At 68.8% G+C, this 24620-nt stretch carries 19 protein-coding genes; 8 read left to right on the top strand and 11 right to left on the bottom strand.

Going from position 1 to position 24620, the window contains the following annotated elements; translation table 11 throughout:
• Positions 1 to 143: 143 nt before the first annotated feature.
• Entirely contained in the window at positions 144 to 1100 is a 957-nt protein-coding gene (locus ACH4D3_RS32210) for a bifunctional riboflavin kinase/FAD synthetase (protein WP_398329454.1), read from the top strand.
• Between the two features lie 40 nt (positions 1101 to 1140).
• Here ACH4D3_RS32210 and ACH4D3_RS32215 read toward each other — a convergent pair whose 3' ends face one another.
• The 8 genes from ACH4D3_RS32215 to eccE all read right to left on the bottom strand — a co-directional run bounded on the left by ACH4D3_RS32215 (position 1141) and on the right by eccE (position 12992).
• Positions 1141 to 2232 carry an ABC transporter ATP-binding protein gene (locus ACH4D3_RS32215; RefSeq protein WP_398329456.1) on the bottom strand — a complete coding sequence of 364 codons (1092 nt, stop codon included), beginning with the start codon at positions 2230 to 2232 and terminating at the stop codon, positions 1141 to 1143.
• Positions 2229 to 3374 (bottom strand): ABC transporter ATP-binding protein, encoded by a 1146-nt coding sequence (locus tag ACH4D3_RS32220; RefSeq protein ID WP_398329459.1) that lies wholly within the window; start codon positions 3372 to 3374, stop codon positions 2229 to 2231. The genes ACH4D3_RS32215 and ACH4D3_RS32220 overlap by 4 nt, the downstream gene beginning before the upstream one ends.
• Positions 3371 to 4327 (bottom strand): ABC transporter permease, encoded by a 957-nt coding sequence (locus ACH4D3_RS32225; RefSeq protein ID WP_398329462.1) that lies wholly within the window; start codon positions 4325 to 4327, stop codon positions 3371 to 3373. The genes ACH4D3_RS32220 and ACH4D3_RS32225 overlap by 4 nt, the downstream gene beginning before the upstream one ends.
• The gene (locus tag ACH4D3_RS32230) at positions 4324 to 5370 is read right to left on the bottom strand and encodes an ABC transporter permease (protein WP_398329465.1); all 1047 of its coding nucleotides are present in this window, start codon (positions 5368 to 5370) and stop codon (positions 4324 to 4326) included. Before ACH4D3_RS32230 ends, ACH4D3_RS32225 begins: the two co-directional genes overlap by 4 nt.
• Positions 5363 to 7228: an ABC transporter substrate-binding protein gene (locus tag ACH4D3_RS32235; RefSeq protein ID WP_398329468.1), complete on the bottom strand. Its 1866-nt coding sequence runs from the start codon at positions 7226 to 7228 to the stop codon at positions 5363 to 5365. The genes ACH4D3_RS32230 and ACH4D3_RS32235 overlap by 8 nt, the downstream gene beginning before the upstream one ends.
• Positions 7229 to 7530: 302 nt before the next feature.
• The gene (locus ACH4D3_RS32240; RefSeq protein ID WP_398329471.1) at positions 7531 to 10665 is read right to left on the bottom strand and encodes an SCO5717 family growth-regulating ATPase; all 3135 of its coding nucleotides are present in this window, start codon (positions 10663 to 10665) and stop codon (positions 7531 to 7533) included.
• Positions 10666 to 10953: 288 nt separating this feature from the next.
• Positions 10954 to 11664: a hypothetical protein gene (locus ACH4D3_RS32245; RefSeq protein WP_398329474.1), complete on the bottom strand. Its 711-nt coding sequence runs from the start codon at positions 11662 to 11664 to the stop codon at positions 10954 to 10956.
• Positions 11664 to 12992, bottom strand: a complete 1329-nt coding sequence (gene eccE / locus ACH4D3_RS32250; RefSeq protein ID WP_398329477.1) for a type VII secretion protein EccE — start codon at positions 12990 to 12992, stop codon at positions 11664 to 11666. Before eccE ends, ACH4D3_RS32245 begins: the two co-directional genes overlap by 1 nt.
• Before the next feature lie 144 nt (positions 12993 to 13136).
• Between eccE and eccB the strand changes: the two genes are divergently transcribed.
• On the top strand, positions 13137 to 14663 hold the full coding sequence (gene eccB / locus ACH4D3_RS32255) for a type VII secretion protein EccB (RefSeq protein ID WP_398329480.1): 1527 nt from the start codon (positions 13137 to 13139) through the stop codon (positions 14661 to 14663).
• 29 nt (positions 14664 to 14692) lie between these two features.
• Positions 14693 to 15964 carry a type VII secretion-associated serine protease mycosin gene (mycP, locus tag ACH4D3_RS32260; protein ID WP_398329481.1) on the top strand — a complete coding sequence of 424 codons (1272 nt, stop codon included), beginning with the start codon at positions 14693 to 14695 and terminating at the stop codon, positions 15962 to 15964.
• Between the two features lie 7 nt (positions 15965 to 15971).
• Here the strand turns inward: mycP and ACH4D3_RS32265 are convergent, their stop codons facing one another.
• The 3 genes from ACH4D3_RS32265 to ACH4D3_RS32275 form a co-directional block, all read right to left on the bottom strand.
• Complete coding sequence (locus tag ACH4D3_RS32265; protein ID WP_398329483.1) at positions 15972 to 16475, bottom strand: hypothetical protein; 504 nt, start codon at positions 16473 to 16475, stop codon at positions 15972 to 15974.
• 35 nt (positions 16476 to 16510) lie between these two features.
• Positions 16511 to 18820: a hypothetical protein gene (locus ACH4D3_RS32270; RefSeq protein ID WP_398329486.1), complete on the bottom strand. Its 2310-nt coding sequence runs from the start codon at positions 18818 to 18820 to the stop codon at positions 16511 to 16513.
• 76 nt (positions 18821 to 18896) lie between these two features.
• Positions 18897 to 19412 carry a hypothetical protein gene (locus tag ACH4D3_RS32275; RefSeq protein ID WP_398329488.1) on the bottom strand — a complete coding sequence of 172 codons (516 nt, stop codon included), beginning with the start codon at positions 19410 to 19412 and terminating at the stop codon, positions 18897 to 18899.
• A 919-nt stretch (positions 19413 to 20331) separates the two neighbouring features.
• Here ACH4D3_RS32275 and ACH4D3_RS32280 point away from each other — a divergent pair.
• The 5 genes from ACH4D3_RS32280 to ACH4D3_RS32300 all read left to right on the top strand — a co-directional run bounded on the left by ACH4D3_RS32280 (position 20332) and on the right by ACH4D3_RS32300 (position 24568).
• Positions 20332 to 20781 (top strand): hypothetical protein, encoded by a 450-nt coding sequence (locus ACH4D3_RS32280; protein ID WP_398329491.1) that lies wholly within the window; start codon positions 20332 to 20334, stop codon positions 20779 to 20781.
• Between the two features lie 2 nt (positions 20782 to 20783).
• A complete protein-coding gene (locus ACH4D3_RS32285) occupies positions 20784 to 22478 on the top strand; it encodes a WXG100 family type VII secretion target (protein ID WP_398329494.1) in 1695 nt (564 codons plus the stop codon).
• Between the two features lie 24 nt (positions 22479 to 22502).
• The gene (locus ACH4D3_RS32290) at positions 22503 to 23801 is read left to right on the top strand and encodes a S8 family serine peptidase (protein ID WP_398329497.1); all 1299 of its coding nucleotides are present in this window, start codon (positions 22503 to 22505) and stop codon (positions 23799 to 23801) included.
• 55 nt (positions 23802 to 23856) lie between these two features.
• Positions 23857 to 24204 carry a WXG100 family type VII secretion target gene (locus ACH4D3_RS32295; protein WP_398329500.1) on the top strand — a complete coding sequence of 116 codons (348 nt, stop codon included), beginning with the start codon at positions 23857 to 23859 and terminating at the stop codon, positions 24202 to 24204.
• Positions 24205 to 24268: 64 nt separating this feature from the next.
• Positions 24269 to 24568: a WXG100 family type VII secretion target gene (locus tag ACH4D3_RS32300; RefSeq protein ID WP_136209272.1), complete on the top strand. Its 300-nt coding sequence runs from the start codon at positions 24269 to 24271 to the stop codon at positions 24566 to 24568.
• Positions 24569 to 24620 lie beyond the last annotated feature (52 nt).

Genomic DNA, 24620 nt, shown 5'->3' on the forward strand with positions numbered 1-24620 from the left:
CCGGCCGCGCGCGTTGCGGGGTGCACCCGGTCACAGCACCGATGCCGATGCCGACCGGAGCCGGACGGCATGGCACCCTTAGACCTGCGTAAGGGTCACCACGGAAACCATGGAAACCACGGAAGCACCGAGGAGCGGACACAGTGCAGCGCTGGCGTGGCTTGGAGGACATCCCCGAGGACTGGGGACGCAGCGTCGTCACCATCGGCTCCTACGACGGTGTCCACCGCGGACACCAGCTGATCATCAGGCACGCCGTGGACCGCGCCCGCGCGCTGGGCGTCCCGGCCGTAGTCGTCACCTTCGACCCGCACCCCAGTGAGGTCGTCCGCCCCGGCAGCCACCCGCCGCTGCTCGCCCCGCACCACCGCCGGGCCGAACTGATGGCGGACCTGGGGGTGGACGCGGTGCTGATCCTCCCCTTCACCAAGGAGTTCTCGAAGCTCTCCGCCGCCGACTTCGTGGTCAAGGTCCTGGTCGACCGGCTGCGCGCCAAGGCGGTCGTCGAGGGCCCCAACTTCCGCTTCGGCCACAAGGCCGCCGGGAACGTGGACTTCCTCATCGAGCAGGGCAAGGTCTACGACTTCGAGGTCGAGGTCGTCGACCTGTACGTCACCGGCGACGCGGGCGGCGGCGAACCGTTCTCCTCCACCCTGACCCGCCGCCTGGTGGCCGAGGGCGACGTGGCGGGCGCCGCGGAGATCCTGGGCCGCCCGCACCGAGTCGAGGGCGTCGTCGTGCGGGGCGCCCAGCGCGGCCGCGAGATGGGCTTCCCCACGGCCAACGTCGAGACGCTCCCGCACACCGCGATCCCGGCCGACGGCGTCTACGCCGGCTGGCTGCACGCCCAGGGCGAGGCGATGCCGGCCGCGATCTCCGTCGGCACCAACCCGCAGTTCGAGGGCACCGAGCGCACGGTCGAGGCGTACGCCATCGACCGCGTGGACCTTGAGCTGTACGGCCTGCACGTCGCCGTGGACTTCGTGGCCTTCGTCCGCGGGCAGGCGAAGTTCGAGACGCTGGACGCGCTCCTGGAGCAGATGGCCGTGGACGTGGACAGGTGCCGGGAGATCACCGCGGCGGACGCCCCCAGGCCCTGAGGACGTCCTCCACTCGTCGGCGTCGGCGTGCCCGTCGGGGTCAGCCCGCCCGTTCGGCGGCGGGCCGCTCCGCCCGGGCCCAATGGCAGGCGACCTGGGACTCGTCGCCGCCGCGCAGGATCTCCAGCTCCCCGTTCCGGCAGGCGTCCGCGACGCCGGCCCGTCCGGCCTCGCCGCTCGCCAGCACCGGGCAGCGGACGTGGAAGCGGCAGCCGCCGGGGATGTACGACGGGTCCGGCGGCTCGCCGGTGAGCACGACCGGGGCTCCGGGCGCCTCCGGGAGCACGGACAGCAGGGCCTGGGTGTAGGGGTGCCGCGGGGCCGTCAGCACCTGCTCCACCGCGCCCGTCTCGACGATCCGGCCGAGGTACATCACCGCGACCCGGTCGGCGATGTTCCAGGCCAGACCGAGATCGTGCGTCACCACCAGCGCGGACAGCCCCAGCTCGGTGCGCAGCCGCAGCAGCAGCGCGAGGATCTCGCCGCGCACCGACGCGTCGAGGGAGGCCACCGGCTCGTCGGCGACGAGCAGTTCCGGTCGCAGGACCAGCGCGCCCGCGATGACGACCCGCTGGCGCTGGCCGCCGGACAGCTCGTGCGGGTAGCGCAGGAAGAACCGCTCCGGCGGCCGCAGCCCGGCCCGGGACAGCGCGTCGGCGACCGCCGTCCGCTCGTCCCCGGCGTGGCCGTGGATGCGCAGGCCCTCGGCCACGATGTCGTACACCGTGTGCCGCGGGTTCAGCGAACCGCTCGGATCCTGCAGGACCAGTTGCGCCCGCCTGCGGTACGCCTTGAGCGCCCGGGCGGAGTACCCGAGCGGGGCACCGTCGAAGGTGACGCGTCCCCCGGTGGGCCTGACCAGGCCCAGCAGCGAACGGGCGAGGGTCGTCTTGCCGCAGCCCGACTCGCCGACCAGCGCGACGATCTCACCCCGCCGGATGTCGAGGTCGACCCCGTCCACGGCTCGCGCGGCGGATGCCCCGCGCCGGCCGGGGAAGGTGACGTGCAGCCCCCGGACGCTCAGCAACGGGGGTGCGGCGCCGGATGCGCGGCCGGGCGTGCCGTCGGATGTGCCGCCGGGCGTGCCGCCGGGCATGCCGCCGGGTGTGCCGTCGGGCATGGTGCTGCTCATGGGGCACTGCTCCTCACTCCGTCGCCCTCCGCCGACGCGACCCCGCCCGCGCCCGCACCAAGTCCATCGCCACTCCCGCGGCCGTCGGCCGCCCCGCTGCCGCTGCCGCCGTCGCTGCCGCCGTCGGCTGCGCCCCCGGCGGCCTTCCCGGTCGCGCCGGTCGCCCCGTCGCCGTCCGGCGGCACCGTGCCGTCCGAACCCACGTGGACGCATGCCGCCCGGCGCCGTGTGCCCGCCTCCCGCAGCGGCTGGTCCTGGGTGGCACAGAGGTCCAGCGCCACCGGGCAGCGCGGATGGAAGGCGCACCCGGACGGCACCGCCGCAGGGTCGGGCGGGTCGCCCGGCAGGCCGCGGGGCGCGAACCTCGAGGCCGGGTCCCCGATCGTGGGGAACGCCTCCGACAGCGCCCGGCCGTAGGGATGCCGGGCATCGTCGTACACCTGCCGGGCCGGGCCCTCCTCGACCACCCGGCCCGCGTACATCACCGCGAGCCGGTCGCAGGTGTCGGCGAGCACGGCGAGGTCGTGGCTGATCATGATCAGGCCGACGCCCTGCTCGCCCACCAGCCCCTCGATCAGCCGCAGGATCTGCGCCTGGATCATCACGTCGAGCGCCGTGGTCGGCTCGTCGGCGATGATCAGCCGCGGATCGCAGGCCAGCGCCATCGCGATCATCACCCGTTGCCGCTGGCCGCCGGACAGCTCGTGCGGGTAGGCACTCGCCCGCGCCGCCGGAAGACCGACCTGCTCCAGCAGCTCACCGGTCCGCCTGCGCGCCCCCGCCGGCGTGGCCCGGCGGTGCAGCAGGATCGGCTCGGCGATCTGGTCGCCGATGCGGTGCACGGCGTTCAGGGAATGCATCGCGCCCTGGAAGACGATCGACGCCCCCGCCCAGCGGACCGCCCGCACCCGCCCCCACTTCATCGTCAGCACGTCCTCGCCGTCCAGCAGGATCTCCCCGCCGACCCGCGCACCCGGCGGCAGCAGCCGCAGCAGCGCCAGGGCCAGCGTGGACTTGCCGCAGCCGGACTCGCCCGCGATGCCGAGCTTCTCGCCGGCCGCCAGGGCCAGGTCGACCCCGCGCACGGCGGCCGCACCGCCGGGATACGTCACCTTCAGGTCCCGCACCTCGAGCAGACTCAACGGGACACCCCCAGCCTGGGATTGAGAACGGCCTCCACCGCACGCCCGCACAACGTGAACGCCAGCGCCACCACCGCGATCCCGATGCCCGGCGGCACCAGGTACCACCAGTCGCCGGAACTCACCGACCCCGCCTCCCGCGCGTCCTGCAGCAGCCCGCCCCAGGACACGACCGCCGGGTCCCCGAGCCCGAGGAAGGCCAGGGTCGCCTCGGCCAGGATCGCGGAGGAGATGATCAAGGTCGTTTGCGCGAGGATCAGCGGCATGACGTTGGGCAGCACGTGCCGGGACATGATGTGCCAGTGCCCGCCCCCGAGCGCCTTCGCACGCTCGATGTACGGCCGCGACTCCACCGCCAGCGTCTGCGCCCGCACCAGGCGTGCCGTGGTGGGCCAGGTGGTCACGCCGATCGCGAGCACGATCGTGCCCAGCGACCGGGACAGCACCGTCGCCAGCACGATCGCCAGCACCAGCGTCGGCATCACCAGGAACCAGTCCGTGATCCGCATCATCACCGTGGCGTACCAGCCGCGGAAGTGGCCGGCCGTGATCCCGATGAGCGCGCCGATCAGCACCGAGAGCACCGCCGCGAGCAGCCCGACCATGAGCGACACGCGCGAGCCCCAGATCAGCAGGCCCAGCAGGCTCCGCCCGAACTGGTCGGTGCCCAGCGGGAACCGGCCGCTCGGGCTCTCCAGCGGCTGCCCGGGCGCGTCGGTCACGCTGTCCACGTCCGACCCGACGGTCAGCGGCGCGGTCAGTGCCACGAGCACGAACAGCACCAGCGTGGCCAGCCCGAACACCCCCGCCCGGTGCTTGCGGTACTCCTTCCAGAAGCGCGCGACGGAGGCGCGGCGCCGCCGACGGGCGAGCGCCCGCGGACCCGGTTCACCGGGCTTCGCCGCCGGCGGCCCGGACGTGGATTCCGTGGTCTCGGTGGTCTCGGCGCTCATCGGCCCACCCTCGGATCGAGCATCGGATACAGCAGGTCGGCCAGGGTGTTCATGAGGATCACCGCGGCGGCGAAGACGAAGAACAAGCCCTGCACCAGCGGCAGATCGGGCACACTGAGCGCCTGGTAGAACAGCCCGCCGAGACCCGGCCAGGAGAAGACCGTCTCGACGAGGATGACCCCCGCCACGGTCCGCCCCAGGTTGACGAAGACCAGCGTCACCGTCGGCAGCAGCGCGTTGGGCACCGCATGCCGGCGCCGCACGAGATCGTCCCTGAGCCCCTTGGCCCGCGCGGTCGTCAGATAGTCGCTGCCCATCTCGTCCAGCAGCGCCGACCGGGTGACGAGCAGCGTCTGCCCGTACTCCACCGCGACCAGCGTCACCACCGGCAGTACGAGATGGTGCGCCACGTCGAGCACGTACGCGAAGCCCTCCTCGCGGCCCGACTCCATGCCGCCGGTCGGGAACAGCCCCGGGATCGGGTCCACCCCCACCGACAGCACGATGATGAGCAGCAGCCCCAGCCAGAAGGACGGGATGGAGTAAAGGGTCAGCGCCAGCCCGGTGTTGAGCCGGTCGCCGAGCCCGCCGTGCCGCCACGCCGAGCGGGTGCCGAGGAAGACGCCCAGCGCGGTGTAGAGCACGAAGGCCGTGCCGGTGAGCAGCAGGGTGTTCGGCAGCGCCTCGGTGATCTTGTCGACGACCGGTGCGTGGAACTGGTACGACGTGCCCAGGTCCCCGCTCAGCGCCTTGGCGCAGTAGTCCGTGAACTGCTCCCACAGCGGCAGGTCGAGCCCGAACTCCTCCTTGTACACGGCGAGCTGCTCGGCCGAGACCGGACGGCCCCCGGTCATGAACTTCACCGGATCGCCGGGGATCAGCCGGAACAGGAAGAAGCTCGTGACGAGCACGGCGAACAGCGAGACGGCCGCGCCCGCCAGCTTCCCCGCCACGTACCGCGGGTACGCGCTGCGGCCCGGCCCCCGCGGCGCCGCGGCCGCGGGAGCCCGCTTCTCGACGGCGGAGCCGGTGGCGCTACTCACGGTCGTCGGCCGACGCCCGCCGGCGGACGGCGAACAGCACCCCGAGACCCACGAGGACGACGACGCCCGCCGCGATCCCGATCACGGTCCCGGTCGACGACGAACTCCCCGAGGAGTCACCGGAGTCCGCGGGCACCGCCGACCACCAGCTCCAGTAGCCGTCCTGCCCGTAGATGTTGCCCGCGTCGGACGGCATCGTGGTGATCGACTTGATCTGGTCCGTGCGGTAGGCCTCGACCGCGTTCGGGTACGCCATGACGTTCATGTACCCGGTGTCGTAGAGCCGGGACTGCATCTGCTTGACGATCTCCGCCCGCTTGCCGGCGTCGTACTCGCCCAACTGCCGTGCGTACAGGTCGTCGTACTTCTTGTCGCAGATGAAGTTGTCGGTGGCCCCGGTGTCCTTCGGCGTCGCCGGGAGCGCGTCGCAGGTGTGGATGGAGAGCACGAAGTCCGGGTCGGGGTTGACGGACCAGCCGTCGAAGGCGAGGTCGTACTTGCCGGCCAGCCACGGGTCGGTCACGTTGTCCAGGCAGTCGAGGGTGACCGAGATGCCCAGCTCGCCCCACCACTCCTGGAGGTACTTGCCGACCGCCTTGTCGTTCGGGTCGGTGGCGTGGCACAGGATGCGGTAGTCCAGCGGTTTGCCGTCCTTGCCGAGGCGCTTGCCGTCGGAGTCCGTCCGGTAGCCCGCCTCGTCGAGCAACTGGGCCGCCTTCGCGGGATCGTAGGCCAGCTTCTGCTGGGCCGACGGCTCGAAGAAGTACGAGGAGAAACGCGGCGGGATGTAGCCCGCGCCCTCGACCGCGTGGCCCTGGAACACCTTGTCGACGATCGCCTTGCGGTCCACCGCCATGAACAGCGCGTTGCGCACCCGCTGGTCCAGCAGCGAGGGATCGCCGTCACCGAACTTCGTCCCGTCCTTCGCCCGCGCGCCAGGGTTGGTGGCCAGGGCGTAGAAGCGGCGTCCGGGGGCGTCGTTGACGCGGATGTTCTCCTCGCCCTTGAGCGAGTCGGCCTGGGCCGGAGTCAGCGACGGCGACCCGGCGACGAACGACACCTCGCCCTTGCGCAGGGCGGCGACCGCGGCGTCCTGGTCCTTGTAGTACCGGAAGACCAGCTCGTCGAACTTCGGGGCGCCGCGCCAGAAGTCCTTGTTGGCCTTCAGCCGCACATAGCTGTCCGGCTTGTAGTCGGTGAGCACGAACGGCCCGTTGCCGACGATCGGAAAGTCCTTGTCGTTGTTGAACTTGGAGAAGTCGTCGACCTTCTCCCACACGTGCTTGGGCACGATCGGCACGTCCAGAGCCGTCATCGTGGCCTGCGGCTTCTTCAGCCGGATCACCAGCTGGGTCGGACTGGGCGCGGTGACCTCCGCGAAGTTGCCGACGAAGCTGCCGTTGGCGGTGGCGGCGCCCGGGTCGGTCATCATCGTGTTGAACGTCCACGCCGCGTCCTCGGCGGTGGCCTGCTCGCCGTCCGACCACTTGGAGTCGGACCGGATCGTGTACGTCCAGGTCAGCTTGTCCGGCGAGGACTTCCACTCGGTGGCGAGCCCCGGTATGACGTGGTTGTCCTTGGCGTCGTAGTTGGTCAGGTACTCGTACGTCAGCCGGTGGATGCTCGTACTGAGCAGCCGTACCGCCAGGAAGGGACTGAGCGAGTCGACGCTCTGCGCCACGGCGACGGTGAGCACCTTGTCGCCGCCGTCGCCCCCGTCGCCCTCCTTCGCCGAGACCGAGGGTGCGACCGCCCCCGACGCGAGGAGCAGCGCACCGGCGCCGGCTGCCGCGAGGAGACGGGTTCGCCACGGCCGGTGGGCGGTACGTCCGCTGCCGTGCTGATCGTGTCTGTTCATGACTACCTGACCTCGCGTCATCGCACGCGCAGACGCCGGGCGTCCTCGCGTGAGGCGGGCTTGAACGGTGGTGAACGCGGAATGAAGTGTGTGTCTACCAGCGGCAGTCTGCGCGCGTCAACGGTATGTCAAACCCCATGTGGCCTGCGGAAACGAGGAGTTGACCCATACGTGACCCTCATTGGCGCAGACCACTGGCGCTTGCCTGGTGAGAGCGTGACGGCTGGGGCGGGCGTTGCCGTTCGCACACGCCCGAAGGCCCGCGCCGTCGAGGACGGGGCGGGCCTTCGGAGATGGTGGGGCTACTGCTGGGGCGGGGGCGGAGGGGGCGTCTGCCCCTGCTGCGGCGGCTGAGACGGCTGCCCCGGCTGTCCTGGCTGTCCCTGCTGTCCCGGTTGCGGATATCCGTAACCGGGCTGGGCGTAGGGCTGGCCGTAACCGGGCTGGGGATACGGCTGCTGCTGTCCGGGCCCGGGCTGCGGCGGGTACGGCTGTCCCGGCGGCATCTGCTGACCGGGCATCGGTTGGCCGGGCATCTGCTGGCCCGGCATGGGCGGGGCGGCGACCGGCGGCGGATTGCCGTCCGACGTCCACAGACCGTGTGACTGCTGGTGGCGGACGAAGTCCTCGGCGACCATCGCCGCGAGGTTGAAGTACGCCTCCCGCACCTTCGGCCGCATCATGTCGAGGTCCACCTCGGCACCGGCGGACAGGTGCTCGTCGAACGGGACCACGACGACACCCCGGCACCGGGTCTGGAAGTGCCCCACGATGTCGTCGACCTTGATCATCTTGCCGGTCTCGCGGACCCCGGAGATGACCGTGATCGACCGCGAGACGAGGTCGGCGTACCCGTGTGCCGACAGCCAGTCCAGCGTCGTACTGGCGCTGCTCGCACCGTCCACGGACGGCGTCGAGATGATGATGAGCTGGTCGGCGAGGTCGAGCACACCGCGCATGGCGCTGTAGAGCAGACCGGTGCCCGAGTCGGTGAGGATGACCGGGTACTGCTGACCGAGCACGTCGATCGCGCGCCGGTAGTCCTCGTCGTTGAAGGTCGTGGACACGGCCGGGTCGACGTCGTTGGCGATGATCTCCAGACCGGACGACGCCTGCGAGGTGAACCGCCGGATGTCCATGTACGAGTTGAGGTACGGGATCGCCTGGACCAGGTCGCGGATGGTGGCCCCGGTCTCCCGCCGCACCCGGCGGCCGAGCGTACCGGCGTCCGGGTTGGCGTCGATCGCGAGGATCTTGTCCTGCCGCTCGGTGGCGAGCGTGGAGCCGAGCGCGGTGGTGGTGGTCGTCTTGCCGACACCGCCCTTGAGGCTGATGACGGCGATGCGGTAGCAGGACAGCACCGGGGTGCGGATCAGGTCCAGCTTCCGCTGCCGCTCGGCCTCCTCCTTCTTCCCGCCCAGCTTGAACCGCGAACCACCGGCCGCCGGACGGCTGCTCTTCGCCTTCTGCCGCTTGTTGTTCACCAGCCGGTCGGACGACAGCTCCACGGCCGCCGTGTAACCGAGCGGCGCCGCCCCCGGGTTGGTGGCCTGCCGCTGGTCGTGCTGCATCGGCTGCGGCCAGGCGGCCCCGAGACGGGGATCGGCGGGCTGCTGGTACGGCTGGGGGTGGGGCTGCTGGGGCTGCGCCTGGTACTCCGGCTGCTGCGCTGGGGGTGCCTGGGGTGTGTGGGGCGCCTGCCCCGGCTGGCCGGGCTGGCCGGGCTGAACGGGCTGCGCGGGCGGAGCCTGACCACCGCCCTGAGGCGGCGGCGCCTGCTGCGGCACACCGGGATACGGCTGCTGCTGCGGCGACGGCCCCCCGTGCGGTGCCTGAGGTGCCTGAGGTGCCTGAGGTGCCTGAGGGAAGCCGTATCCGCCGGGCGGCTGGGCGGGGGAGTGGGGCTGGGGCTGTGGCTGGGGGGCCTGCGCACCGGGCTGCGGGAAGCCGTAACCGGCCTGCGGCGCGGGCGGCGCGTCCCATCCGGCGGGCGCTGGCTGCGGAGCCTGCGGCTGGAAGGGAGGCTGCTGCGCCGCTACGCCCGGCTGTTCGGGAGGTGCGGGCGCGGTCTGGGGCTGTGTCTGGGGCTGAGGCTGTGCGGGCCACTGGTGGGCCGCCGCGGGCGCGACCGGCGGGTACGACGGAGGCAGCGGCGGCATCCCTTCGGGCGCGGGAGGCGTCGCGTCCTGCGGAACGGCGTCCTGCGGAACGGCGTCCTGCGGCACGCTGTCGGCCGGCGGCGGGGTGTCGTTGGGCACCGCGTCCGCGGGCACGGCGTCCACGGGCTCGTCCGCCGCCGGGACGCTGTCCACGGGCTCGGGCTCGGGCTCGGACCCGGCGACGGCCGCCGGGACGACCGGCTCCGGCTCCGGCTCGGCGTCGGGGGCCGATCCACCGAGGCGGGGGTCGGCCACGTCGCCGTGCCCGCCACCGGACACCGCGCCGGGAGTCTCGTCGGAGACCGACTCGAAGTCCGACTCGGTGTCGACGTCAGTTTCGACTTCGGCGTCTGCGTCGGCGTCGGTGTCTGCGTCGGCATCAGTGTCAGTGAAGCCCGTGCTCACGAGGGGCTCGTCCGGCGTGTCACGGACCTCGTCGGTACCGGCCGCCGGGCCCTCCCCGGCGCTGTCCTCGGCGGCGGCCCGCTCGGCGATCTCACGCTTGAGGGCGACCGCCGAGAAGCGCATGGTCGCGCCGCTTTCCAGGTCGCCGTTGTCGAGGTCGCCGGTGTCGGGCTCGTGATCGCGTTCAGGTTCGGGCCCGGCCGCAGCCTCGGGCTCCTCGGCGGGCGGCGGCGGAGCGGGAGCCTGCAGCTGGAACCCGCCGGCCGGGAACGTCGGCAGGGCAGTGGGAGACGCGAGATCCGCGGCAGGCGCCGGGTCGGTCACGGCCTCCGGCTCCGGCTCGGGCTGAGGCGGAACGGACTGCTGCGAAGGCAAAGACGAAGGCGACGACGGCTGCGGCTCGAACCCACTCCCCACCGGCAACTTGGGCACCCCGGCCGGCCCCCCGCTCGGCGGCGCGGGCGGAGTGAACGGCGCACCCGGCCCCGGCGGCGGAGGCGGCGTGAACGCGGCCCCCGGAGCCGGCGGCGGAGGCGTGAAGGGCGCACCCGGGGCGGGAGCCGGGGCGGAGGAAGCCCCCTGGGGCGTCGCGTGCGGCGGCGGAGTCAGCCCCGGCAACGGCGGAACCGGACCACGAGGCGCGGGCGGAGCCGTCGGAGCGGAAGCCGGGGGAGAACCGGCCGAACCGGCGGGCGGATCGGCCCCCTCGCCCTCCCCCTGCTCGCCGTCGCCGGACGCGTTCTGCGTGTACCAGGCGGGCGGCGCGTAGTCGATGGTGAACTCGCCGGTCGTCTCGACGGAGGACTCCGCGTCGGGTTGGTCATCGCCGGGTGTAGCCCAGCCCCCGCGGATCCCGTCCCGATCGCTGCTCACAGTTCCTCCTGGTGTGGTCGAGCACCCTCATGCCGTGCTGGGGCGACCCTTGCTTGTCATCCGAATTTGTCCGAGGTCGTCCGATCCACCGGTTCTCCCCCTGAGACGCCGACGCCCGCTCACGGGTTCTGGTGTCGCGCCCGACACCAGCCTAATCACGAGTGACCCAACCCCGTCAGGCCCCCGTACCTCTGCCCACCTCGGTGCCCAACGTCACAACTGACGCAAAAAACATGTGCTCTCACGCCATATGGGAGGTAATCGGGCGATCTGGCGTGCGCGGTTCAGTCAGTCCATCCGACGGGGCGTACCCAGGAGTCCGGCCTCCACGTCGGTCGGCTGGGTCATCACGTACTGCCGGTCCCGTTCCGTACACCACAGGGTGACCCCGTCGGCGAGGGTGGGAAGCCCCTCGTACTCGGAGCGTGGCAGGCCGGTCACCCGGCCGATCTCCACCGCCTCGTCCGGTGAGACGCGCTGCACGCCGACCAGGCGCGCCTGACGCATCAACCGTGGCGCGAGCGGACTCAGGTAGGGCAGCAGCGTCAGCACCGACTGCCAGGGCGCGGAAACCACCCGGCCGCGAGGCGGACGCATGCCGCAGTCCCGGATGACCAGGACCGGTGCCGTCGCCGAGGCTCCCTGCGGAGGGACCCGCCCCACCTCGTGCACGGTCATGCCGGACTGACCGCCACCGACCGCCTGCACCATCTGTGCCCAGTGCGCCGGGCGCCCGGTCTCCACGGCCACCCGGGCGCCGGTCGCCGCAACGCGCAGCGCCAGGACCTGAGTGGTCCACAGTCCGCCGATCAGCAGGATGTCGAAGGGCGTCGGGCGGTTCACCCCGAGCACGGCGGGCTGTCCCTCGCCGTTGACACCCACCACGACACCGTCGTCCCCGACGGGCAGGCCGAGCGTGTCGACCTGAGCCATGGAGAGCGTGTGCCGCGGATGACGGGGCCCCAGGAGACCGAAGCCGGTGGACGGCGTAAAGGCCATCAGCGGGCACCTCCGAGGGGCAGGGTGGCGAGCATGCCGGGCAGTTGTTCGCGGTCGAGCCGCACGAGACCCGTCCGCGCCTGGCGTGCGACGTTCTCCAGGCTTCGGCGTGCGTCCGCCAGTTCCGTGCTGCTGCGACCGGTGACCCGCACGTGTCCGGTGATCGCCACGTCGTGGCGGCCGCTCGGTGTCAGGGTGAGGCTGAACGTGGTCGCCAGGGCGGGCACTGCCGTCAACTGGGCCACCAACTGGGGCAACCCGACACCCTGACCGCCCAACTGGGGCCAACGACGCACCCAGTACGTGGTGTGCCGCCGGTTGTCGCAACGCCAGCTGCGACTGGACTCCTCGGTCCGTCGCCGGGGCGTGTCACCCTGCCCGGACTGGACGGTCACCATCGGGTTGGCGCACATGGAGGTGGCGAGGGCCGACGACAGCTCCTCCTCGGTCAGCAGGTTCACCCGGAAGCCGGCACCCGTCAGCCGGCTCGACAGGTGCTCGGCCGACCGCACCAGGCACTTCTGCGCCCCCGGCAGCCCACCGCCCCGCGCGGCCACCGCGTCGGGGCACAGTTCGGGATCGAGCTTCAACGCGATCCACATGATGCGGACGGCAGGGGCAGCGACCTCGGACTGCAACTGCGCGTAGTTGGCCACCACGACCGACTGACGCGGCAGGTGGGGCGCGGGCGCGGTCTGCGTGTGCAACACGATCTGCCCCGACGCCAGGCGAATGCCGTCCACGTCGAGTGCGTCCCGGACCAGGGCCAGCGGGACCGGTCTGCGGCCGCGCTCGGCGCGCAGCGCCCCCGCGTCGGCCTCCACCTGAAGCACGGCGGTGAGGAACCCTCCGTCGCCCACCATGCCCACCGGCCGACGGTCGTGCTCGTCCCGGTGGACGAAGCTGTACGTGCGCAGGCTCGGCTCGCACTCCACAGCCGGGGCCAGACCGGCGTCGATGCCCTGCTCCACCTGTACCTGCGGTGCGTTTCGGCGGCGGGCCCGCAGTGCGAGATGGCTGGCCAGCCACTCAGGCAGCCAGCGCCGACGTCGACGTACGAGGGCCAGGAGCACCAGCACCACGGCGACGGCGACCGACGGCACGGTCGCCACAGGCCCGAGGAGCCAGCCGCACAGCGCCAGCGCGGCGGCCAACTCCAGCAGCACCAGCCGCTGCAGGACGGAGGAGCCGCCGCGTGCCGGACGCGCTTGCAGGTGCGGGGTGACAGGGGCTCGGACTGCCGAAGTCGTGCGCCCGTTGTCCGGTGGCGCGTTGGTACGACGGGGCGCCGAATGCGTGCGTGACCGGGTCCGCGACGCGGAAGCCATCACTCCAAATCCCCCGAACTCTCACCGAAGATATTGTGCTCAGCACACGGCAGGCTCCGGAAGCCTACCGGTGCCCCATGCACCGTCCGGCAACAGGCATAGTAGGGGCCGGGTCTGACTCGTACGGGGAGAGAACGAAGACACATGGCATCACGGCGCGATGAACTGAACGCCCACACCTTCGCGAAGCGCCGCACACTCGCGTCTTTCCTGCAGCCGTCCCCCTCCGGTTCGGAGGAAGGCGCCCCCAGGCCGCTGCGCGCGATCGTCCCCGGTGCGGTCGTCGGCATCGTGGTGCTCGCCGTGTTCGGAGCGGTCGGACTGTTCAGCCCTGCCGCACCGAAGGGCTGGGACGAGGCCGGCGGGCACGTGATCGTGGCCAGCGACTCCACGACACGGTACGTCGTCCTGAAGACCGACAGGAAGAAGCAGCTGCATCCGGTCCTCAACATGGCTTCGGCCAAGCTCCTCCTCGACCCCGACAAGGACAGCGTCATCACGGTCGACGAGAACGTCCTCGACAGCGGCAAGCCACCGCACGGCGCCACCATCGGCATTCCCTACGCCCCCGACCGCCTGCCCGGCCCCGACGACGCCGAGCAGGCCAAGCGCTGGGCCGTCTGCGAACGACCCGGCCCGGGCGGCCGGGCCGTCCAGAAGGCGGCGTTCGTCTTCGCGGAGAAGGACTGGTCCAGGACGGAGGGCAAGAACAGGCTCTCCGGTGGCGACCTGATGTACGTCGTCGGTCCGGACGGCACATCCCAGTACGTCGTCGACTCGCACGGCTCCGCCTACGCGCTGGCCGATCCGGCGGACAAGGAACTCCTCAAAGCCCTGGACACCCAGGGCCGGGCCCCGCAGCGCGTCTCCCAGGAGTGGCTGGACACGCTCCACAAGGGCGACCCGATCGCGATCCCGGAGATCAAGGGCACTCCCGGCGCGGCCGCCGGCGCGTCCGACATGCTCGGGCAGTACGACAAGGTGGGCATGGTCATCAAGGCCTACGACGGGCGGCGCATGCAGTACTACGTCGTGCAGAGCGGCGTCGTGGCCCGCGTCTCGGAGTTCACGGCCACGTTGCTCCTCAACAGCGGCGCCCTCGTCGAAGTCGGACAGGCCGGCGAGGCCCAGCAGGTCAGCCCCGGCGCGGTCGTCGACAGCGTCGAGTTCGCGGGCAGCCGGACCTGGCCGTCGTACCGCCCGAAGACGGTCAACGACGGCACCTCCGCCGGCTCCGGCCGGAACACCGTCTGCAACGTCCTGCGCTCGGTGAACGCCAAGAACGGCGACACCACCCTGTCCACCTGGGCGAGCACCGACTTCCCCGCCCAGCTGCCCACCGGCTCCTCCAGCGCGTACGTGACCCCGGGCTCCGGGCAGCTCTACCGCCAGTTCCAGGGCAGCGAGACGAAGGCGGGCGGCGTCTTCCTGGTCACCGACACCGGACTGCGCTACGCCCTGCAGTCCAACAGCGACAGCGCCACCGACGACAAGGGCATCGGCACGTCCGACAAGAAGCGTGAGCAGGAACTGCGCGAGTCCCGGATCGCCCAAACGAGGCTCGGCTACGAGAACGTGGAACCCTCACCCGTTCCGGCGAAGTGGTCGACGTTCCTGCCCACCGGCCCCCGCCTGTCCGAAGCAGCCGCACGCCAGCCGCAGGGCTCGTGACGCCCATGGCCGCCCGGAGAACCGAAACGATGCGGAAGCCGAATCAGAAGCTGACGACCGGACACCCGCCTCGAACCCTGGCGACCGCAATGCTCGCCGCCACCGTGCTCGCCACACCGACCGTACTCACGCTCCTCCCCGCCGCCCCGGCGGCACGGGCAGCGGACGGCGGCCAGTGCACCTTCCCCTCCAAGAAGTACGAGGGAAGACCGTGGGCCCTCCAACGCGTCAACCTGGACGAGCTGTGGGCACAGTCGAAGGGCAAGGGCGTGCAGGTCGCCGTGATCGACACGGGTGTCGACGCGAAGCACCCCCAACTCGCCGACGCAGTTGACGCGTCCAAGGGCAAGAACTACCTCCCGGACAAGAACGACAAGGGCGAGAAGATCGAACGGGGCAACGCCCACGGCACCACCGACACCGTCGGCCACGGCACCCGCGTGGCCGGCATCATCGCGGCCCGCCCCGCCAAGGGCACCGGGTTCGTCGGCCTGGCCCCAGCGGCCACGATCATCCCCATCAAGCAGAACGACGCGGAGGGCAACGGCACTGCCGACACCCTCGCGACGTCGATCCGGCACGCCGTGGACGCGGGCGCCGACGTCATCAACATCTCCCAGGACACGGCCAAGGCGGTGAAACCCGCCTCGACCCTGGAGTCGGCGGTCGACTACGCCCTGGACAAGGAGGTGGTGATCGTCGCCTCGGCGGGCAACGACGGCCTGGGCGGCAAGGACAAGACAACGTACCCGGCCTCCTACGAGGGCGTCCTGGCCGTCGCCTCCTCCGACCGCAACAACGAACGCGCGTCCTTCTCCCAGGCAGGCGAGTTCGTGGGCGTGGCCGCCCCCGGCGTCGACATGATCTCCACCGTCCCCGGTGGCGGCCACTGCTCCGACAACGGCACCAGCTTCTCCGCGCCCTACGTGGCGGCAGTGGCGGCGTTGCTGAAGTCGGCGTACCCCAAGTGGACGGCCGAGCAGATCGTCGCCCAGATCGAGCAGACGGCCGAACGCTCCATCCCCGGTCACGACCGCCTCGTCGGCTGGGGCGTGATCGACCCGGTCAAGGCCCTGACCGCCGTGGACCCCGCCCACCCGGTGGAATCCCCCACAGCCGAACAGCCCGCCACCCACGCCAAGGCCCCCGACGTCCCCCCGCTCCACCTCGGCGAAACCGCCGAGGAACGCAACACCCGCCTGGCCACGTACGTGACCGTCGGCGCCCTGCTCCTCACCGCCGGCCTCGGCGGGACGGCGGTGGCGGTACGGGACTCACGGCGGCGGAGGAATCAGGGCTGACAGAGGCTCACGATGCATCAGTTGTGCACCGACTGGAGCTCTCGACCTCTTTGGTGTAGGAAGTGATGAGATGCTTCATGTCATCGGAGTCATTGTGCTTCGACCCCTGGAATTGAAGCGCGGTGTACAATTCTTGACTGTTGTCACTGCGAACGCAATTTTCCGTCTTTCCGAAACCTTCGTTCCCTGAAAAACGGTATTTACCTGCATTGGAAGAGTGGCTGATCTTCTCAAGGGTCTGTCCTGAAGCGAAGTAGGCCGTGGTCTTTCCCTCTGCCACCCATGCCTGTGTGGCAGTAAGGATCAGCTTTTTATCGACGATCACCTTGCAGATTACACTTCCGAGGTGATCTTCCTCTTGTGTTGTGATCTCTGCTCCGGCGGGAAAGAAGGGGCTGATCTCGTCGGATTTCACTGCAGTTCCACACAGGCTGCTGGGCACCGCATAGTCGCGTTCCCCTTTTTCATCTTCGTCACTGCATCCTGAGAGCATAATCAGCCCGGTGAGCACAGTGAAAGCAGTGAATGTGCGATTCCTTTGCCTAATCATGAATACTCCGTGATGCTTCCAGGCGCCAGTCCCTCAAGGATCGCCCGAGCATTGATGTAGCCCTGACGACTTGCCTCTCCGGCGGACGATGCGGCGTCACTTGCGTCTATGGTGTGATATCGCTCTGCCGCTTCGCGCACGGCCAACTGCGTGACATCCATCCCTCGTACCAGGCCTTGTTGCCAGTACTGGCCGCCAGTGATTTGAGCGTCCGCTTTCGCCTTCCCCTCAGCATCCTGGAAAAGCTCCTCCAGGATAACGCTCGTCGCAGTTCCTGCGCCCCCTCCCGCCAGGGCGCCCACCCATGGCGTCGCGATGAAGGAAGTGCCCACTCCGACTGCGGTACCCACCACGCCAGAAATCATATTCTTTCGCTGGGAAATCGCTTGCTCAAACCCCTTGTCCTTATCTGAAGCTTCCTTTCCGATGAACTCCTGCGCACCGAGTCCAAGGGTTCCGGATACCTCGCCCGACCGCCCTGCGATTTTTTCGGCAAGTAGTTGGTAGTTGTCAGACGCTTGCCGATCTGATGGGAGATCAGGATTCAGGTGATAGTCCATAAGGCGCCCCATGTAATCCTTCTGGCCAACCTCGATCGCGGCGTATCCTTCCGGATTCTGCCCGACAGTGAATAGGAGCTTGGTAACGTCTGTGTGTGAAAGCTTGGCCTCAGTGCCAGCGACTGGATAGAGCTTTTCGATGTCCTTCCAATCTTCCGATCCTCGTTCTTCATCGCTCATGGCGCGGTTCAAGTCGGGAAGATACTCAGAAGTGATCTGGCCGATACTGTCAGACATGTAACCGTGGTCTGTCAGACGTTCCGGACTGTCTGCGATAGAGGACACGAGACTTTCCATGAGTTTTGCCTGCTGTGCGTTGTGAGGGGGCGTATCCGCGGAGGGCATTTCACCCGCAGCGTGACCTGTGGTCGCCGCCTCCAGCGCCAGTGCCAGATTGTTCTGTCCGGTATGCAGGTCGTCGCCCTTGAGGTTCGACTCCTGCGGCCAGTCCCGTTCTTCGAACAGATACTGGAAGTTGGACAAGGAGGCCTTGCCCTTCTTTCCGTCGTCCCCGGTGCGCTCGAAGGGGTTGTCCGGGTCGTCCTTGGACACGTACTGCTGGTTGAAGAAGTCCGTTGCCGCGGCGGGGCTGTTGGACAGTCCCTTCAGGTAACCGGTCAGCGGGTCGGTACCACTGTCCTCCCCGATGCGGTTGAGCCACGAACTGGCGCCACTCACGCCCCACATGGGGTTTCGGTGTTCCCCATTCCCTGTGAGCTTCCGCTCGGTCTCCATGAGCTTGGTTCCGTAATCCCTGAGGAACCCGTCGTCGTAGTCGCCGGTCCGCATCAGGTTGCTCATGACCTGGAAGCCCATCGGGCCACCACCACGCTCGCCGTACAGCGGCTTGTCACCGATGTCGATCATCGTGTGCTTCCAGGTGCCCATCGCCGCCGAATCGCTCTGCGTCGCGGTGGCCAGCGTCATGCCAAGACTTCGCTGCAAGTCGTCGAACCTCTCAAGGCGCTCACGCCCCAAGTCCCAGTTTCCCCGCTGCGGATCGCTGATCCCGGTCCAGAATTCCAGCGTCCCCTTGGGGCCGAGCGCGGTGGCGAACCGCTCGGCGAACAGTTCGTCGCCGGCGTACTTCTTCAGTCCCGCGGTTAGCCTGTCGAAGTCCTTGACGCTGAGGTCGTCTGGGTTCTTCTTCGCCAGTGCCGCCAGCTCTTCGGCTTGCTTCACAGCCTCCGCGGCGGAGTCCCGGTCCTTGTAGTCGGCATCGGAGAAGCCCAGCGAACTCTGGTCGGCGATGGCCTGGAGAACAGTCTTGGCCGATTCGTCGCTCTCGGTGGCCTTGTTGAGGATGCCCTGGATCCGGTCCCGCAGCGCGGTGATGTCGGCCTTGTTGTCCTGGTCCATCTTGCTGCGGGCCTCGGGCGGTGCGTTCGTGGTGACGGTGAAACCACCCTCGAAGCCGATGGCCGTGAGGTTCTTCTTGCGACCACCTTCAAGGGCATCGAGAAGCTGCTGATGATAGTCCTTCAGCTCGCCCACGGTGTCGTTGAGGATCTTGTAGATAGTTTTCGCCTGGGTGTGGGCGTCAGCGAACTCGCCCGCAGTCTTCCCGATGAACTCCTTGGACACCTTGGCGTTCACGCCGGCCCAGTCCGCCTTGTTGGCGCCCTGATGCAGATTGTCCTCTGCATCCTTCTTCATCTCCGCGAGACTGCCGACCAGCGTCGACCAGTCCTTCAGGGCATCATCGACGAGCTTGAAGTTGGCATCGCGCAGCGCTTCGAGTTCCATGGAGCTATTTGTTCCTCGTGAGTCGGGGGAAGAGAGAGAACCGGGATCGCCCGCCCAACAGCGGGACGCGGGCGCGTCAGTCCTTCTTCTTCTCCTTGCTCTGCTCGCCGTAGATGTCGTTGTGCTTTCCAGGCGGTCCGACCCGTTCGTCGAAACCCGCGTCCAGCGTCGCGATGCTGCTCATCTGACGCAGGATGTAGCCCTCGTCACCGTCATGGGTCTTCTTGGTGACCTGCATGTGGTTGGAGATCTGTGCGCAGGCGTCCATCAAGGACTTCAACTGCTCGTCCCAACGGGTCGACACATGCTTGAGCCCGGCGCCCAGTGCGAAGCCCTGCTTCGACAGATCGCCTGCGGCGCTGTCGCTGCTGACGATGTGAACCCGGGCCTTGTCCCACAGCTGGTTGTACAGGGTGTGGGCATCCTTGCTGACCTTGGTGAGTGCGTCGTTCTTGACCTTCAGGTCCCCGTACCGGCTCGGCGGTTTGAGGGGGCCGCTTCCGTCCAGCTGATTCAACTGCATGTGCGCGGAGCCGCCCTGCTGCCGCTCCAACGCGTCGGCCTTGAGCTGCTCCCACTCGTCCCATGCCATGGACGGCTACCTTCCCCGTGTGCAGGACCGCCGACGCCGTCGCGGACCGGAGGGCGCCGTACGGTGACCGGACTCTGCCATAACCTAGCAACGGCTGGACTGGGCGACGTAGGTCCTCGGCCAGCCACAGAAGTACGCGCCTTCGCCGGCGGCGGGGCGAGCGTCGCCGTCCCACACCGTCTGCGACGGCGACGCTCGGAGGGGGAGGTCTTGGGGCGGTTCGGCACGGTGCACGGCAACTACGTTGGACGAGGGGGGCCGGGCATGCCAGAACTGACAGGGCTGACGATCTTCCTGTTCGTGCTCGCTGGTAAACGGAACTGTTCCGCGCTCCGTTGAGGAAGTTCGACATGCGCTGCTCGGCCTCGGCGGGGATCCGGCACCGTTTTGGGTGCCGGGTGCCTTGAGTGGGGGTCACGCTTGGACGAGGATGCGGCTCCTGCCCGCTGAGTGGCGTTCCGGCGGCGGGGGCAATGAGCAGTACGGGCGTGGATACGCTCCTGCCGTGTATCAGGACGGGAAGGGGTTCCGCTTTTCGACGAGGGAGACGACCGAGCCTCTGCGGGACGCTGTCCTTGGCGCTGGGTGGGCCTGGCGTGGGGTCTTCAGGCTATGAGATCTCTGCGCCGGTGGCATGGACGCCAATTATGAACGGGAGCGTCGTTGTTGGGGCGGTCGGCGTGCGGCTGGGCGACCGGTGGGGCGGGGAGGGAGCGTAGGCGAGTTCAGGATGCCGCCTCGATAGTTGAACGTCGAAACCAGTGTGTGTGAAAGCAACAAGCCTGGCGTGAATGGCGGTTGGGCATCGCCTACCCGGTGGCTACAGTATCGATCTCTTGCGGTTACGATCAGTTGCGCGTGCGAGCGAGTCGGTCCAGCTCGGGCGATGGATGTGCGGGGACGCGGGGGAGGTAGCAGCATGCTTCCAGCTGAAATGGTGGGAGGGGTGTCCGCCGCCAGGGCGGCCAACCTGGAGGTCACTGGCGAGGCACTGTCGACGTTCGTGAAGCGGGTGGACGGCGCGCTTCGCAATCTCGAGGGCTCAGCGGGCGATCCGACGCGCATCGGCGCACAAAGGATCAAGCCCTCTTCCCTCAACAGCGGCAGCACGGCCGCCTTCCCGGAGGCCCACGCGTTGTACCTGCAGTACAACCGGGTCCACGAAGAGCTCACCAGCCTCTCGAAGACGCTACATCTTCAGATCGAGGCGATCGGCATCGCGGTCAGGGGTGCGCACGTGGGCTTCGACAACCTCGAAGAGGAGCAGCGCCGCCGCTTCGCACAGATCCAGACGGAGATCAAGCAGATCGAGGATGCCGACAGCGGCGGTAGGCAGCGCACCGAATCGACAGTCAGCGGGGGCCTGTAGACATGTCCGACAAGCATCACGAGGCGGACTACGACCGAGTCTCTCGGCAGAACACCGCTGCGGACCTGACGCGGGGCCTGGAGGAACGGCCTTCGTTCGGACTCTTCGGTGGGTTGCTGAAGTCAACTGTCGAGTCGACGCCGCTGGGTTCGGCGATGCGCGGCCGGACGAACTTCGAGAACCACGACCTCAACGAGATGGTCGACCTCGTCGAGCAGACGAATCCGGAGGATCTGGAGAGCTCCGGCAAGGCGCTGTGGGATGCGCGCGACGCCATCAAGGAGGCCGCCAAGGAACTGGACGGTCACATCGGCAATGTTCGCTGGGTGGGCGAGGCGGGTGAAGCCTTTCGCAAGTGGGGGCGTTCTCTCGTCACCAGTACGCACGGTCTGAGTGCTTTCGCCGGCGGGGCGGGAGACCAGATCACCGCCGCGGCTGTGGGTCTGGCGAATGTACGCACGGCCATGCCGGAACGTGACTCGCGGCCGACGAGCAAGGCGCTACGGCCCGAGCAGCTCCCGACGCCTATGCAGGTCGAGGGCAACAGCGAGTACGTGGAAGCGGTTCGCGTCGAAAAGAACCGCCAAGAGGCGATCAACCAGATGAACCGGTTGTCGTCGTACTACGCCGTGTCGGAAGAGTTCCTGGCGCGATTGAAGCCGCCAACGTTCACGACTATGCCGGACGTCGGGATTCCGAAGCCCACTCAGAGTTTTGTCGACAAGGGGGACGGAACCCTGCCGACTGCTGGTGTTGACGGGAGCCGGACTGGGGTTCCCCCAGGTGACCACTCAAGCACAAGTGCTGAAGGGCCGTCCCAGCCGCGGAACACAGGCGACGGGGTTGTTTCGCCAGACGGTAGAACGCGACAATTCGTTGACATTGACATCCCTGTTTCGACGACCATCGACAGTGTTGGCACGCCCACACCCCCCACTTCTCCCGTTCCCGGTCCCACTTTGCCGACCACGCTGCCTCCGGGCGACGGTGGAGGACCGCCTGGCCCGTTCGGTCCGAGTTTCGGTCCTCCGGGGCCCTCTGGCCGCCCCGGCCGGGTTGATGGTGGACCCGGTCGTACCAGGGCGCCGTTCCCGGCCCAGGGACGTGCGACCCCTCCCGGTCAGGGTGGGGGCCCGGGCCCCGGGCGTCCGGGCAACCAGGGGCCCTTCAATCAGGTGGGACGTCCGACTCCTGCCGGGCAGCAGCCCGTGGCGAAGGGGCTCACGTCAGGAACCAAGCCGTCCCTCATGGGGCCCGGGGTGAGCGGTGGTACACCGCGTCCCAACCCCACGATGGCGCCGAGACCGGCAGGCGGACCGGTCACCGGAGCCGGCCGGACCGGTGGTGTGGTCGGCGGTCGGCCGACGAGCACCACAGGTGCAACGGGACGGAGTGGGCCGAAGCTCCCCCGTGGCACGGTCGTCGGGGCCGACGCCGGGACTCAGTCGGGCAAGGGGCGCTCCACGGCGAAGCCCGGTATCACCGGTGTGCCCACGGGGTCGAGGTCTGCCACCCGTGCCGAACGGAACGGTATGACCCGCGGTGGTGCAGGGCTCGTACGCGGTCCCGGAGGACGTGGGCGCCGTCGCGACGAACGCAGGGAGGAAGGCGCCGAGCGACCCGACTACCTGGTCGAGGACGAAGAGACACACCTGCCTACGAATCCGCGGCGCGATGTGCCGCCGACCGTCAACTGAGCGCGAGCGAGGACTCACCCCATCATGAAGTCAGCAACACGTCGCCGGCTGCGAGTACGCGTGGGGGGCGCTGTCGCGAGTGCCCTGGTTGTCGTCGGCGTGAGCTTTGCTCCGGGTGCCACTGCGGCCGACGTGCAGTCGGAGCAGTGGTATTTGGGACCCATGCAGGCCGAGAAGATGTGGAAGGCCAGTACGGGGGAGGGCATCAAGGTCGCTGTTATCGACAGTGGAGTTAACCCTGACACGCCTTCACTCAAGGGTCAGGTCCTGGCTGACGAAGTTCCGAAGCAAGTCGCGTACGGTGCCACTGAGGATTACGACGGGCACGGGACGACAATGGCGGAGCTGATCGCCGGCACCGGAGCAAAGGGGGGAATCCTGGGGTTGGCGCCTGATGCGGAGATCGTGCCGTATCGCATCGCGACGGGTAGCTCACTCGACGCCGAGGAAGAAAAGCGTGCTCCTACCGCCATGGAAGCGGTCAGGGCCGCAGCGGACAGCGATGCACGCATCATCAGCATGTCCTTCACCTCTCCCGCTTATGAGCCGGACTTCGAAGAAGTGGTGGAGTACGCAGCGTCCAAGGGGAAGCTGCTGGTCTCGGGTGTGGGGAATGAGGGACGGGACAGCGGATATATCGGCTACCCTGCTGCCTATCCGTACGTCATCGGTGTGTCGTCCATCGACAAGAAGAGTCACGTTTCGGACTTCGCCCAGTCGGGCAACTACGTTGACCTGGTGGCACCGGGCGAGAACATGCCTGGCTACTGCAGGCCGACCTTCGACCAGTACTGCCGCGACATGACCGGCACCAGCTCCGCCACCGCCATCACCTCCGCCGCAGCCGCCCTCATCTGGTCCGCACACCCGGACTGGACGGCGAACCAGGTCACCCGGGCGCTGATCGACACCGCCGGTCGCAAGTGGCCCAGGGACGAGCCGACCTCGACCGCCGGTTACGGGACCATCCGCCCCCGGTCGGTGCTGGCGGACCCGAACTACGACGCCGGTGAGCCGTACTCCGACCCACTGCGGAAGGAGAACACGCAGGAGGGGGAGAAGCTGGTCACGGAGATTCCGCCGGCGTCCGCATCCGCGAAGCCGTCCGAGCCCTCCGCAGGCGCAACGGCCTCGTCACAAGGCGCGGCAGGGTCGTCCGAGGACAAGCAGGCGGCCGCAGGCACGGACGACGCGGAGGCCGTGGCGGCCGACGCGTCGAGCGACAGCAGCAGCACGCTGTGGATCGTACTCGGCGCCGCCGCAGCCGTGGTCGTGATCGGTGGCGGCGCATTCGCCGTGCTGCGGGCTCGGCGCGCGAACTGACACCGGCGTCGTCGGTGTCGTATGGAGACAAGGAACAGGGAGGGCGGGGCGGATCATGGCCGTCGACCAGAAGCTCGAAGACGCAGCGGTAGTCAAGCTGCAGAAGGACATGTACGAGAAGTTCGAGAGCATCCGCAAGCGGGTCCACAACCTGCAGGGTGTGATCGACGGTCTCGAGGGTCAGTGGCAGGGCATCGGCCGTGCCGCGTTCGACAAGAAGCAGTACGAGATCAACACGTCGCTGCAGAACATGGGCCGCATCCTCGCGGACGTCGTGGAGGCGATGACCGCGACGCGCAACATCAAGGACAGCAAGGAAGACGAAGTCCTCGCCGCCGTGAACAAGATCAACGTTAACGACGGCGCTCCCACGGTGCAGTCGTCGCCCCTCAGTTCGTTCTGAGGCGAGCGGCAGACGTCAGCAGCCACAGCCGCAGCACATTCCGAACGAGAAGAGGTAGGCAGAGATGAGCCGTAACGCCGACGGCCTGCAAGTGACGTACGACGGGCTCGACTTCGCGGCGACGAACCTCGCCAACGAGGCGAAGCTGCTCGACGAGGACATTCAGCAGCTCACCAAGATGGTGGAAAGCAGCAGGCAGTACTGGGCGGGCAAGGCTCAGGAGGCCTACGCGCTGAAGCTGGAACTCTGGCGCAAGGAAACCACCGACATCCACCAGGCCCTCATGGGTATCGGACACGTCGTCGGCTCGTCCGGCGGTACGTACATGGAGGGCGACCTGGCTGCGTCCAGGTACCTGCAGTAGTTGCAGATGCTGCAAGCGAGGTAGCAGCCGCAGCGGCCCGAGCGGCCGCGGC

The organism is Streptomyces sp. NPDC018026, assembly GCF_044327745.1.
GTDB classification, from domain to species: Bacteria; Actinomycetota; Actinomycetes; order Streptomycetales; family Streptomycetaceae; genus Streptomyces; species Streptomyces rubrogriseus.

Bases quoted from the DNA above. Each gene is read 5' to 3' on its own strand.
- ACH4D3_RS32215 (WP_398329456.1), bottom strand. From the start codon at position 2,232: ATGAGCAGCACCATGCCCGACGGCACACCCGGCGGCATGCCCGGCGGC.
- ACH4D3_RS32225 (WP_398329462.1), bottom strand. From the start codon at position 4,327: ATGAGCGCCGAGACCACCGAGACCACGGAATCCACGTCCGGGCCGCCG.
- ACH4D3_RS32295 (WP_398329500.1), top strand. From the start codon at position 23,857: ATGGCCGTCGACCAGAAGCTCGAAGACGCAGCGGTAGTCAAGCTGCAG.
- ACH4D3_RS32300 (WP_136209272.1), top strand. From the start codon at position 24,269: ATGAGCCGTAACGCCGACGGCCTGCAAGTGACGTACGACGGGCTCGAC.
- eccE (WP_398329477.1), bottom strand. From the start codon at position 12,992: ATGGCTTCCGCGTCGCGGACCCGGTCACGCACGCATTCGGCGCCCCGT.
- ACH4D3_RS32245 (WP_398329474.1), bottom strand. From the start codon at position 11,664: ATGGCCTTTACGCCGTCCACCGGCTTCGGTCTCCTGGGGCCCCGTCAT.
- ACH4D3_RS32235 (WP_398329468.1), bottom strand. From the start codon at position 7,228: ATGAACAGACACGATCAGCACGGCAGCGGACGTACCGCCCACCGGCCG.
- mycP (WP_398329481.1), top strand. From the start codon at position 14,693: ATGCGGAAGCCGAATCAGAAGCTGACGACCGGACACCCGCCTCGAACC.
- ACH4D3_RS32275 (WP_398329488.1), bottom strand. From the start codon at position 19,412: ATGGCATGGGACGAGTGGGAGCAGCTCAAGGCCGACGCGTTGGAGCGG.
- ACH4D3_RS32270 (WP_398329486.1), bottom strand. From the start codon at position 18,820: ATGGAACTCGAAGCGCTGCGCGATGCCAACTTCAAGCTCGTCGATGAT.
- ACH4D3_RS32290 (WP_398329497.1), top strand. From the start codon at position 22,503: ATGAAGTCAGCAACACGTCGCCGGCTGCGAGTACGCGTGGGGGGCGCT.
- ACH4D3_RS32280 (WP_398329491.1), top strand. From the start codon at position 20,332: ATGCTTCCAGCTGAAATGGTGGGAGGGGTGTCCGCCGCCAGGGCGGCC.
- ACH4D3_RS32285 (WP_398329494.1), top strand. From the start codon at position 20,784: ATGTCCGACAAGCATCACGAGGCGGACTACGACCGAGTCTCTCGGCAG.
- eccB (WP_398329480.1), top strand. From the start codon at position 13,137: ATGGCATCACGGCGCGATGAACTGAACGCCCACACCTTCGCGAAGCGC.